The sequence below is a fragment of the Streptomyces solincola genome (assembly GCF_002982015.1).
Classification (GTDB): Bacteria; Actinomycetota; Actinomycetes; order Streptomycetales; family Streptomycetaceae; genus Streptomyces; species Streptomyces solincola.
On record NZ_PVLV01000513.1, the window covers coordinates 1 to 11722 of the forward strand.

At 74.0% G+C, this 11722-nt stretch carries 9 protein-coding genes; 6 read left to right on the forward strand and 3 right to left on the reverse strand.

Translation table 11 applies throughout. The features are described from left to right. Positions 1-7: 7 nt before the first annotated feature. A complete protein-coding gene (locus C6N75_RS26005; RefSeq protein WP_105871319.1) occupies positions 8-1816 on the reverse strand; it encodes an ABC transporter ATP-binding protein in 1809 nt (602 codons plus the stop codon). Between the two features lie 123 nt (positions 1817-1939). Between C6N75_RS26005 and C6N75_RS26010 the strand changes: the two genes are divergently transcribed. The 3 genes from C6N75_RS26010 (at position 1940) to C6N75_RS26020 (ending at position 6313) form a co-directional block, all read left to right on the forward strand. After that, positions 1940-2512 (forward strand): MarR family winged helix-turn-helix transcriptional regulator, encoded by a 573-nt coding sequence (locus C6N75_RS26010; protein ID WP_105871320.1) that lies wholly within the window; start codon positions 1940-1942, stop codon positions 2510-2512. Positions 2513-2630: 118 nt separating this feature from the next. Further along, positions 2631-4526, forward strand: a complete 1896-nt coding sequence (locus C6N75_RS26015; RefSeq protein WP_105871321.1) for an ABC transporter transmembrane domain-containing protein — start codon at positions 2631-2633, stop codon at positions 4524-4526. Beyond that, entirely contained in the window at positions 4523-6313 is a 1791-nt protein-coding gene (locus C6N75_RS26020; protein WP_105871322.1) for an ABC transporter ATP-binding protein, read from the forward strand. Before C6N75_RS26015 ends, C6N75_RS26020 begins: the two co-directional genes overlap by 4 nt. Positions 6314-6363: 50 nt before the next feature. On the opposite strand, the gene C6N75_RS26025 is transcribed toward C6N75_RS26020, so the two are convergent. Continuing rightward, positions 6364-7155 (reverse strand): metal-dependent hydrolase, encoded by a 792-nt coding sequence (locus C6N75_RS26025; protein ID WP_105871323.1) that lies wholly within the window; start codon positions 7153-7155, stop codon positions 6364-6366. 239 nt (positions 7156-7394) lie between these two features. Here C6N75_RS26025 and C6N75_RS26030 point away from each other — a divergent pair, with 239 nt between their 5' ends. After that, a complete protein-coding gene (locus C6N75_RS26030; protein ID WP_105871324.1) occupies positions 7395-9968 on the forward strand; it encodes a DEAD/DEAH box helicase in 2574 nt (857 codons plus the stop codon). Between the two features lie 41 nt (positions 9969-10009). Beyond that, positions 10010-10876, forward strand: a complete 867-nt coding sequence (locus C6N75_RS26035) for an acyl-CoA thioesterase (RefSeq protein WP_105871325.1) — start codon at positions 10010-10012, stop codon at positions 10874-10876. A 10-nt stretch (positions 10877-10886) separates the two neighbouring features. Here C6N75_RS26035 and C6N75_RS26040 read toward each other — a convergent pair whose 3' ends face one another. Continuing rightward, entirely contained in the window at positions 10887-11117 is a 231-nt protein-coding gene (locus tag C6N75_RS26040) for a DUF6011 domain-containing protein (RefSeq protein WP_219852919.1), read from the reverse strand. Between the two features lie 71 nt (positions 11118-11188). On the opposite strand from C6N75_RS26040, the gene C6N75_RS26045 reads away from it, so the two are divergent. Continuing rightward, a complete protein-coding gene (locus C6N75_RS26045; RefSeq protein ID WP_105871326.1) occupies positions 11189-11677 on the forward strand; it encodes a glutathione peroxidase in 489 nt (162 codons plus the stop codon). Positions 11678-11722 lie beyond the last annotated feature (45 nt).

Genomic DNA, 11722 nt, shown 5'->3' on the forward strand with positions numbered 1-11722 from the left:
GGCCGGCTCAGGTCGCGGCGGGGACGAGGGCGGTGTCGCCGCGGACCAGGGCCGCGTACCGCCCGTTCTTGGCGAGCAGTTCGTCGTGGGTGCCGCGCTCGGCGATGCGGCCGGCGTCCAGGACGACGATCTCGTCGGCGTCCCGGATGGTGGAGAGCCGGTGGGCGATGGTGAGGGTGGTGCGGCCTGCGGAGAGCGCGTCGATGGCCTCCTGCACCGCGTGCTCGGTGCGGGTGTCGAGAGCGCTGGTGGCCTCGTCCAGGATGAGCACCGGGGGGTCGCGCAGGATGGTGCGGGCGATGGCCAGGCGCTGCTTCTCCCCGCCGGAGAAGCGGTACCCGCGCTCGCCGACCAGGGTGTCGTACCCGTCCGGCAGGGCGGCTATGTGGTCGTGGATCTGCGCCGCGCGGGCGGCTGCCTCGATCTCCTCGTCGGTGGCCTCGGGCCGGGCGAAGCGGAGGTTGTCGGCGACCGAGGCGTGGAAGAGGTACGTCTCCTGGGAGACCACGCCCACCGCGCGGGCGAGGGTGTCGAAGTCCAGGTCGCGGACGTCCGCGCCGTCGAGGGTGACGCGGCCGGCGGTCACGTCGTACAGCCGGGGCACCAGGTAGCTCAGGGTGGACTTGCCGGAACCGGTGGGGCCGACGACGGCGAGGCTGCCGCCGGCCGGGACGGTCAGGTCGATGCCGTCCAGCGCGGGCGCGCCCTCGTCGTCGTACCGGAAGCGGACGCCCTCGAAGCGGATCTCGCCGCGGACCGGACCGAGGCGGACCGGCCGGGCCGGCTCGGTGATCTCCACCGGGAGGTCCAGGTACTCGAAGATGCGGCGGAACAGGGCCAGCGAGGTCTGGATGTCGACGCCGGTGGAGAGCAGGCTCACCGCCGGGCGGAACAGGCCCTGCTGGAGCGAGACGAAGGCGACCAGCGTGCCGATGGAGACCGCGGGCCCGCCGGTCTGCTGGGCGAGGCCGGCGGCCCAGTAGAGCAGGGCGGGCAGCGCGGACATCACCATCGCGATGGTGGACATCCGCCAGCGCCCGGCCATCGAGGCGCGCACCTCCAGGCCGACCAGCTTCTCGGACTCGGCGGCGAAGGAGCGGGTGAGGGAGTCGGACCGGCCCATGGTGCGGCCGAGCAGGATGCCGCTGACCGACAGCGACTCGGTGACCGTGGCCGCCATGGCGGCCATCTGCCTCTGCCGCTGGGTGGCGACCTTCTCGCGCTCCCGGCCGACCCTCCGGCTGATCCAGACGAAGACGGGCATCAGCAGCAGCGAGACGAGCGTGAGCCGCCAGTCGAGCGCCAGCATGGCGACGACGGTGGCGACGACGGAGGTGAGGTTGGAGACCAGCGAGGTGGCCGTGGAGGTGACCGTGGCCTGCATGCCGCCGATGTCGTTGGCGATCCGCGACTGCACCTCGCCGGTGCGCGTGCGGGTGAAGAAGGCCAGCGGCATGCGCTGGAGCTGCCCGTAGACGGCGGTGCGCAGATCGTGCATGACGCGCTGCCCGACCGTCGTCGAGATCAGCGTCTGCAACACGTTGAAGACGCTGGTCACCACGGCGGTGAGGATCATGCCGGCCGCGAGCAGCGTCAGGAGCCCGGTGCGGCCCTGCGGGATGGCGGTGTCGAGGATCTCGCGGAGCAGGAACGGGGAGACGACGGACACCAGCGAGGAGGCTCCCACCAGCAGCCCGACCAGCGCGAGCCGGCCGCGGTAGGGGCGGAACAGCCGCAGGATGCGGCGGATCGACACCGGCGGCTGGTCGGGGTCGGACGGTGGCGGTGTCCACTGGCTCCTGGCGTGGATGCGCATGGGCTCCTTCGGGAGGTTCGGCCGGGTGGGGACGGCGAGGACGGCGGAGGGATCGGCGGATCACGGAGTCTAGCTCATTGTTACCGTAGTTCACAATGAGCGTGGTCCTGATAGTATTCCCGTATGGACTCCCCCGCCTCCGCGTCCGAGCCGGCCGCCGCCCCTCCGCTTCCCGCGCCGGATCCGGACGGGGTGCTGGCCGAGCAGCTGCTGCGGCTGACGCGGCGCATCCACCGCAGCCAGAAGCGGCAGCTCGACTCGGCCGACGTGGCGATCACCCCCGCCCAGTCCCGGCTGCTGCGCACGGTCGCCCACTACGAGCAGCCGCCCCGGATGGCGGACCTCGCGGCGCGTCTGGAGGTCGTCCCCCGGGCGGTCACCAGCCTGGTGGACGGACTGGAGGCGAGCGGCCGGGTGCGCCGCTCGGCCGATCCGGCGAACCGTCGGGTGGTGCGGATCGAGCTGACCGAGACCGGCCGCGACACCCTGCGCGCGCTGCGCACCGCCCGCCGGGCGGCGGCCGAGGACGTACTGGCCCCGCTGAGCCGGGAGCAGCGCGAGGTGCTGGGCGGTCTGCTGTCGGCGCTGGTCGACGGCGTGGTGGAAAGCGCGGCGGACGGTACGGGGGACGGCGCGGCGGGGGGTGCGGCGGACGGCTGCGCCGACCGGGGGACGCTGGTGGAGCGCGGCTGCTGACGCCTCCCCGGGGCAGTCGGACCGGGGGTAATTCGGTTGCCGGGCGGCTGCGGCGAGCGGGAGGCTGGCAAGCCCGAACCCGTGTCCGCCGCACTCGGACCCGAACCCCAGGGACGCCATGCAGATCCACCACCTCCCCTACGCGGACCCGGGCGTTCCGGACGTCCGCTCCGGGACCCGGTTCCTGGTCTGGCTGGGCCGCAACCAGCTCGGCGGGCAGGTGCGGTCCCTGTGCTGGGGGCTGCTGCACTTCGCCGGGCTGGCCGCGCTGCCGCCGGCCGTCGGGCTCGCCGTGCAGGCGGTCGTCGACCGGTCGGGCGGCGGGCTGGGCCGGGCGGCGGCGCTGATCGTCGCGCTGGGCGTGGCGATCACGCTCGGCGACACCATGCTGCACCGCACCGCCGTCACCAACTGGATCACCGCCGCGGCCCGGGTGCAGCAGTTGCTGGCCCGCAGGACCGCGGAGCTGGGCTCGGCGCTGACGCAGCGGGTGGCGGCCGGTGAGGTGGTCGCGGTGTCCACCGGGGACGTGGAGAAGATCGGCTGGTTCGTGGAGGCGCTGTCGCGCTTCGCCGCGGCCGCGCTCTCCCTCGTCCTGGTGTGCGTGGGGCTGGTCGTCTACGCGCCCGCGCTCGGCTGGGTGGTCGCCGCCGCGATGCCGGTGCTGGCGCTGGCCGCGCTGCCGCTGCTGCCCCGCGCCACCCGGCGGGCCGACGTCCAGCGGGAGAAGGCCGGGTACGCCACCGAGCTGGCCTCCGACACGGTCGCCGGACTGCGGGTGCTGCGCGGGATCGGCGGCGAGGAGCTGTTCCTCGCCCGCTACCGGGCGGCCTCCCAGGAGGTGCGGCAGGCGGCCGTGGGCAGCGCCCGGATGTGGGCGCTGATCGCCGCCGTCCAGGTGGTGCTGCCCGGGCTGCTGCTGATCGGGGTGGTGCTGTACGGGGCGAAGCTCGCCGCGGAGGGGCGGATCACGGTGGGCGAGCTGGTCACCGTCTACGCCGCGGTCGCCCTCACCGCGTATCCGCTGCGCCACTTCGAGGAGATCGCGATGGCGTTCTCCTTCTCCCGCCCCTCCGCCAGGCGCGCCGCGCGGGTGCTGGCCCTCAGCCGCGCCGCCGCCGGGGCCGCGGCCCCCGCCGACGGCGGCGGTCGGGCGCCGGTCCCGGGCGGCGACCTGTACGACCCGCTGACCGGTCTGCACGCGCCGGCCGGCCTGCTCACCGCCGTGGTCTGCGGCGACCCGGACCTAGCCGGCAGGCTGGCCGAGCGGCTCGGCGGCCACCCCGCCGAGCCCGGCGGCGAGCACGTCTCGGTGCTGCTCGGCGGGGCGCCGCTGGACGGGCTGCCGCCGGCGGCGGCGCGCACCGCCGTCCTGGTGCAGGACAAGGACCCGGTGCTGCTCTCCGGGACGCTGCGGGAGCTGCTGGACGTGCCGTCCTCCGGCAAGGTGCCGGTGGGCGAGGCACTGGCGGCGGCCCGTTGCGGCGATGTGCTGGACGCGCTGGCGCTGGCCTCGGCGGACGGTGCGGGCGATCCGATGGACGCGCAGGTCACCGAGCGCGGCCGGTCGCTGTCCGGCGGCCAGCGCCAGCGCCTGGCGCTGGCCCGGTCGCTGGTCACCGACCCGCAGGTGCTGGTGCTGGACGAGCCGACCTCGGCGGTGGACGCGCACACCGAGGCCCGGGTCGCCGAGGGGGTGCGGCGGTTGCGCGCCGGCCGGACCACGGTGGTGCTGGCCTCCTCGCCGCTGCTGCTCGACGTGGCGGACCGCGTGGTGCTGGTCCGCGACGGGCGGGTGGCCGCGGTCGGCGCCCACCGCACGCTGCTGCGCGAGGAGCCGCACTACCGCGCGGTGGTGACCCGGGAGCCCGGCGCTCCGGCGGCGCACGACGGCGCCCCGGGGAGCGAGGGCGCCCCCGGGAGCGGGCGCGGCTCCACGAACGGCAGCCTCCCCGGGAGCGACGGCACGCAGACCGACGGGCGGGACCTGATGAGGATGGAGGAGCGGGCATGAGCCGGGCGATCGGCATGGCGCCCCCGGCGTACGACCCGGCGGCGCCCCGGACTGCGACGACCCTGCCGGTGGCCGGGCCGGCGACCGTGCGCGGCTATGTGCGCGAGCTGCTGCGCCGGCACCGCCGGGCGTTCACCGTGCTGGTGGTGGTCAACACGGTCGCGGTCCTCGCCTCCATGGTGGGTCCGGCCCTGCTCGGCGCGCTGGTGGACCGGCTGGCGTCGGGGGCGCGGGAGCTGTATCTGCCGCAGACGGTCGCGGTGTTCGCCGGGGCGCTGGCCGTGCAGACGGTGTTCACCCGGATGGTGCGGCTGCGCGGCGCGATGCTCGGCGAGGAGATGCTGGCCGATCTGCGCGAGGACTTCCTGGTGCGGTCGGTGAAGCTGCCGCCCGGCGTGCTGGAGCGGGCGGGCACCGGCGACCTGCTGTCGCGGATCACCACGGACGTGGACCGGCTGTCGGAGGCGATGCGGGAGGCGGTGCCGCAACTGGCGATCGGGGTGGTGTGGGCCGGGCTGCTGGTGGGCGGCCTGGCGGTGACGGCTCCCCCGCTGGCGCTGGCGGTGCTGGTGGCCGCGCCGCTGCTGGTCGCCGGCTGCCGCTGGTACTTCCGCCGCGCGCCCGCCGCGTACCGCTCGGAGGCCGCCGGGTACGCGGCGGTCGCCTCGGTGCTGGCCGAGACGGTCGACGCGGGCCGCACCGTGGAGGCGCACCGGCTGGGGGCGCGGCGGATCGCGCTGTCGGACCGGCGGATCAAGGAGTGGACGGCCTGGGAGCGGTACACCCTCTTCCTGCGCTCGGTGCTGTTCCCGGTGGTGAGCTTCACGCATATGACGGTGCTGCTGTCGGTGGTGCTGGTCGGCGGGGTGGGCGTGCTGCGGGGCTGGCTGGACGTGGGCCAGTTGACCACCGGGGCGCTGCTGGCCCAGATGCTCGTGGAGCCGATCGGGCTGATCCTCCGCTGGTACGACGAGTTGCAGATCGCCCAGGTGTCGCTGGCCCGGCTGGTGGGCGTGCGGGAGATCGAGCCGGACTCGGGCGAGGAGGACGTGCGGCCCGAGGGCCGGGAGGTGCGCGCCGAGGAGGTGCGGTTCGGCTACCGCGCGGGCGCGGACGTGCTGCACGGGGTGTCGATGGCGGTGCCGCCGGGGACGCGGGTGGCGCTGGTGGGCCCCTCCGGCGCGGGCAAGTCGACGCTGGGCCGGCTGCTGGCCGGGATCTACGGGCCGCGGGCGGGCCGGGTGACGCTGGGCGCGGCCGAGTTGTCGAGGATGCCGGCGGAGCGGGTGCGGGAGCATGTCGCGCTGGTCAACCAGGAGCACCATGTGTTCACCGGCTCGCTGCGGGACAACCTGCTGCTGGCGCGGGCGGACGCGAGTGAGGCGGAGCTGTGGGCGGCGCTGGAGGCGGTGGGCGCCGACGGATGGGCGCGGGCGCTGGCCGAGGGGCTGGGGACCGGGGTCGGCTCGGGCGGGCTGGCGCTGACGCCGGCGCAGGCGCAGCAGACCGCGCTGGCCCGGCTGGTGCTGGCCGATCCGCACACCCTGGTGCTGGACGAGGCGACGTCGCTGCTGGACCCGCGGGCGGCCCGGCATCTTGAGCGGTCGCTGGCGCGGGTGCTGGAGGGCCGTACGGTGGTGGCCATCGCGCACCGGCTGCACACCGCGCACGACGCGGATGTGATCGCCGTGGTGGTGGACGGCCGGATCAGCGAACTGGGCGCGCACGACGAGCTGGTGGCGGCGGGCGGGGCGTACGCCGCGCTGTGGCGGTCCTGGCACGGGTGACGGATGACCGGGGGGGCGCGAGAGCGTCCCCCGGCGACCCCGCACGGGGGTCAGATCAGGTTCAGGGCCGCCGCGCCGCCCACTCCGCCGGCGAGCATGAAGGCGGGCATGAGGATCTTGAGTTCGACCCAGCTCCCGGCGCGGAAGCGCATGACGGAGGGCGGGCCGATGGGGTACCAGCGCTTGCCGGCGATGGGGATGGGCCACAGGATCGGGCAGCCGGAGACGGTCAGGGCGTCGCCGATGTCGTGCACCAGCGCGCCGAGGACGATGGGCAGGCCGATCCAGGCGTAGGCCGTCTCCGGGTCGGTGAACAGCCAGTGCGCGCCGTTGCCGGGCTGGTCCAGCACCCCGGCCAGGATCCAGGCGCTGGTCGCGCCGAGCAGCCACACCAGTACGTCGCTGGAGACCCGGGCGGCCCGCCACAGCAGCCCCTCCACAGCCAGCACCAAGTGGACGAAGAGCAGCCCGAGCACGGCCCAGCGGCCGCCCTCGACGGCCAGCGCGGAGGATCCGGCGCCCATCAGGACGGCCCAGAACCAGGTGTGCGTGAGGGTGCGGTGGCCGCCGGTGCGGCGGGGGTCCTTCTTCGACTTGGTGATCTTGTAGACGGCGTAGGAGAGGGCGTCGACGATCCCGCACAGGGTGCGCGAGAGCGGACCGAAGGCGCGGGAGATGGTGGCCGACTTGTGGTCCAGGTCGGGGGCGAGCGCCGCGCCCGCGCAGATCAGCGCGCCGGTCAGGAGCACCGGCCACGGCATGGTGTGCCCCGTCGCGGCCGCGGCCGCGCCGACGCCGAGCCAGGCGGCGGCTCCGGACAGTGAGTGCGCCGGCCCCATCATCGGTCCACGTCCCCCCGTATCGCATGTCCCCCGGCCCGCCGGGCCGTTGCCCGGTGCCGTGCTGTCTGGTGCGCGGCGCCCGCGCCCGCCCCGGTGTGGTGGCGCCGCCGCCCTCCGTTGCTGCCCACGGCCCGCCGCTCGTACGCCTGTCCGCGGGCAGGGCCGCGCCCCGGCCCCCAGGCCGTGGCGGGGCGGCGCGGCGGGCGGCGCGGGGGCCGCCCCCGGCAGCGTAACGCTTGGTGATCTTCGCAGGGACGGCCGGTTCCCCCTCGGCGGCCTCGGGCAGGCAAGATGGGGGCGTGACCCTTATCGATCAGCTCCCGCCGGACGCCGACCCCGACGCCCTCTTCGAGGCCTTCTCGTCATGGACCGAAGGGCGCGGCATCACCCTCTACCCCGCCCAGGAGGAGGCGCTGATCGAGGTGGTGTCGGGGGCGAACGTGATCCTGTCCACGCCGACCGGCTCCGGCAAGAGCCTGGTGGCGGCGGGCGCGCACTTCACGGCGCTGGCGAAGGACCAGGTCACCTTCTACACCGCGCCGATCAAGGCGCTGGTGTCGGAGAAGTTCTTCGACCTGTGCAAGCTGTTCGGCACCGAGAACGTCGGCATGCTCACCGGCGACGCCTCGGTGAACGCGGACGCGCCGGTGATCTGCTGCACGGCCGAGGTGCTGGCGTCGATCGCGCTGCGGGACGGGGCGGACGCGGACATCGGCCAGGTGGTGATGGACGAGTTCCACTTCTACGCGGAGCCGGACCGCGGCTGGGCGTGGCAGATCCCGCTGCTGGAGCTGCCGCAGGCGCAGTTCGTGCTGATGTCGGCGACGCTCGGCGACGTCGCGATGTTCGAGAAGGACCTGACCCGGCGGACGGGGCGGCCGACCGCCGTGGTGCGCTCGGCGACGCGGCCGGTGCCGCTGTCGTACGAGTACCGGCTGACGCCGATCACCGACACGCTGACCGAGCTGCTGGAGACCAGGCAGGCGCCGGTGTACATCGTGCACTTCACCCAGGCGCAGGCGGTGGAGCGGGCGCAGTCGCTGATGAGCATCAACATGTGCACCCGCGAGGAGAAGGACAAGATCGCCGAGCTGATCGGGAACTTCCGGTTCACCACGAAGTTCGGACGGAACCTGTCGCGTTATGTCCGGCACGGGATCGGGGTGCACCACGCCGGGATGCTGCCGAAGTACCGGCGGCTGGTGGAGAAGCTGGCGCAGGCGGGTCTGCTGAAGGTGATCTGCGGCACCGACACCCTGGGCGTCGGGGTCAACGTCCCCATCCGCACGGTGCTGTTCACCGCGCTGACCAAGTACGACGGCTCCCGGGTGCGCACCCTGCGGGCGCGGGAGTTCCACCAGATCGCCGGCCGGGCCGGGCGGGCCGGCTTCGACACCGCGGGCTTCGTGGTGGCGCAGGCCCCCGAGCACGTCATCGAGAACGAGAAGGCGCTGGCCAAGGCCGGCGACGACCCGAAGAAGCGGCGCAAGGTGGTGCGCAAGAAGGCGCCGGAGGGGTTCGTCGCCTGGTCGGACACCACCTTCGAGAAGCTGATCGCCTCCGAACCGGAGCCGCTGACCTCGCGCTTCCGGGTCACCCACACCATGCTGCTGTCGGTGATCGCCCGCCCCGGCGACGCGTTCACCGCGATGCGCAGGCTGCTGGAGGACAACCACGAGCCGCGCAGGAACCAGCTCCGGCACATCCGGCGGGCCATCGCCATCTACCGCTCGCTGCTGGACGGCGGGGTGGTCGAGCAGCTCGACGCCCCGGACGCCGAGGGCCGCCGCATCCGGCTGACCGTCGACCTCCAGCAGGACTTCGCGCTCAACCAGCCGCTGTCCACCTTCGCGCTGGCCGCCTTCGCGCTGCTGGACCCGGCCTCCCCCTCGTACGCGCTGGACATGGTCTCGGTGGTGGAGTCCACGCTGGACGACCCGCGGCAGATCCTGGCCGCCCAGCAGAACAAGGCGCGCGGCGAGGCGGTGGCCGCGATGAAGGCGGACGGCGTCGAGTACGAGGAGCGCATGGAGCGGTTGCAGGAGGTGTCGTACCCGAAGCCGCTGGAGGAACTGCTCTGGCACGCGTACGACTACTACAAGCAGTCCCACCCGTGGGTGGGCGACCATCCGGTGTCGCCGAAGTCCGTCATCCGCGACATGTACGAACGAGCGCTGACCTTCACCGAGTTCACCTCCTTCTACGAGCTGGCCCGCACCGAGGGCATCGTGCTGCGCTATCTGGCGAGCGCGTACAAGGCGCTGGACCACACCATCCCGGACGACCGCAAGACGGAGGACCTTCAGGACCTGGTCGCCTGGCTGGGCGAGCTGGTCCGGCAGGTCGACTCCTCGCTGCTCGACGAGTGGGAGCAGCTCGCCAACCCGGAGGTGGAGACCGCCGAGCAGGCGCAGGAGAAGGCCGACCAGGTGCGTCCGGTCACCGCCAACGCCCGCGCCTTCCGGGTGCTCGTGCGCAACGCGATGTTCCACCGGGTGAAGCTGGCCGCGCTGGACCACCTCGCCGAACTGGGCGAGTTGGACGGCGAGTCGGGCTGGGACGAGGAGCGGTGGGCGGAGGCGATGGACGCGTACTGGGAGGAGTACGACGACCTGGGCACCGGTTCGGACGCGCGCGGCCCCAAGCTGCTGGCCATCGAGGAGGACGAGGCGCACGGGCTGTGGCGGGTCCGGCAGACCTTCGCCGACCCGAACGGCGACCACGACTGGGGCGTCAGCGCGGAGGTGGACCTCGCCGCCTCCGACGAGGAGGGCCGCGCGGTGGTGCGCGTGACCGGCGTCGGTCAGCTCTGACAGAGATACGGACCGCCATGGACGACAGAAGGGACGGACGCGTGACCAACCCGGCCGAGGCACTGGTGGACCTGCTCGATCTGGAGCGGATCGAGGTGAACATCTTCCGCGGGACGAGTCCCGAGGAGTCGCTGCAACGGGTCTTCGGCGGCCAGGTGGCCGGGCAGGCACTGGTGGCGGCGGGCCGCACCACCGACGGGGACCGTCCGGTGCACTCGCTGCACGCCTACTTCCTGCGGCCCGGCATCCCGGGGGTGCCGATCGTCTACCAGGTGGAACGGGTGCGGGACGGGCGGTCGTTCACCACCCGCCGGACCACCGCCGTCCAGCAGGGCAAGACCATCTTCAACCTGACGGCCTCCTTCCACCGGGCCGAGGTCGACGGCTTCGAGCACCAGTTGCCGCCGCGGCTGGACTTCCCGCCGCCGGAGGAGCTGCCGACGGTGGCCGAGGAGGTGCGCGGGCACCTGGGGGCGCTGCCGGAGGCGATGGAGCGGATGGCGCGGCGGATGCCGTTCGACATCCGGTACGTGGACCGGCTGCGCTGGAGCCCGGAGGAGCTGAAGGAGGCCGATCCGCGCAGCGCGGTCTGGATGCGGGCGGTCGGGCCGCTGGGCGACGACCCGCTGGTGCACACCTGCGCGCTGACCTACGCCTCCGACATGACCCTGCTGGACGCGGTCCGCATTCCGGTCGAGCCGCTCTGGGGGCCGCGCGGGTTCGACATGGCGTCGCTGGACCACGCGATGTGGTTCCACCGGCCGTTCCGGGCGGACGAGTGGTTCCTGTACGACCAGGAGTCCCCGATCGCGACCGGCGGGCGGGGCCTGGCGCGCGGCCGGATCTACGACCGCGAGGGGCGGCTGCTGGTGTCGGTGGTGCAGGAGGGGCTGTTCCGGCGCCTGTGAGGGGTCGGCGTCACATCCCGGGCAGGGTGTCCTGGTCGGCCGCGCGGCGGCGGACCGGGATGTCCGGGGCGGGCGGGTGGAGCTTGGCGTCGCAGGCCGGGCCCAGCCCGGAGCGCCGGGACTCCGCGCCGGTCAGCGCCCGTCCGCACAGCCCGCAGCGCACGGTGCGCCGCTCGGGGTCCGGCGGCAGCGGGCCGGTGTCCGGCTCCAGGCCGGGCAGGGCGTCGTCGTGAGGGGTCACCCGTCGTGTCTACCAGGCGTCCGTGCTTTGATCGAGCCGACCGACCCGAAGGACGTTCGAGGAGATGCCCCATGTCCCTGTACGACATCCCGCTGCGCACCCTGTCCGGTGAGCCGACCAGCCTCGCCGCCCACCGGGGGCGGGCCGTGCTGGTGGTCAACGTGGCGTCCCGGTGCGGTCTGACCCCGCAGTACGAGGGTCTTGAGCGGTTGCAGAAGACGTACGGCGAGCGGGGACTGACCGTGCTGGGCGTGCCGTGCAACCAGTTCGGCGGCCAGGAGCCGGGCACCGCCGAGGAGATCGGCGCCTTCTGCTCGGCGACCTACGGGGTGACGTTCCCGATGCTGGAGAAGACGGACGTCAACGGGGAGGGCCGGCATCCGCTGTACGCGGAGCTGACGCGGGTGGCGGACGCCGCCGGGGAGGCCGGGGACGTGCAGTGGAACTTCGAGAAGTTCCTGATCGGCCCGGACGGTTCGGTGGTCCGCTTCCGGCCGCGCACCGAGCCGGAGTCGGCGGAGCTGGTGGCGGCCGTCGAGGAGCGCCTGCCGGCCGCCTGAGCCGGCAAGGGCCCGCCCCCGGTGCCGGGGCAGGGGCGGGCCGGG

Bases quoted from the DNA above. Each gene is read 5' to 3' on its own strand.
- C6N75_RS26005 (WP_105871319.1), bottom strand. From the start codon at position 1,816: ATGCGCATCCACGCCAGGAGCCAGTGGACACCGCCACCGTCCGACCCC.
- C6N75_RS26010 (WP_105871320.1), top strand. From the start codon at position 1,940: ATGGACTCCCCCGCCTCCGCGTCCGAGCCGGCCGCCGCCCCTCCGCTT.
- C6N75_RS26015 (WP_105871321.1), top strand. From the start codon at position 2,631: ATGCAGATCCACCACCTCCCCTACGCGGACCCGGGCGTTCCGGACGTC.
- C6N75_RS26020 (WP_105871322.1), top strand. From the start codon at position 4,523: ATGAGCCGGGCGATCGGCATGGCGCCCCCGGCGTACGACCCGGCGGCG.
- C6N75_RS26025 (WP_105871323.1), bottom strand. From the start codon at position 7,155: ATGATGGGGCCGGCGCACTCACTGTCCGGAGCCGCCGCCTGGCTCGGC.
- C6N75_RS26045 (WP_105871326.1), top strand. From the start codon at position 11,189: ATGTCCCTGTACGACATCCCGCTGCGCACCCTGTCCGGTGAGCCGACC.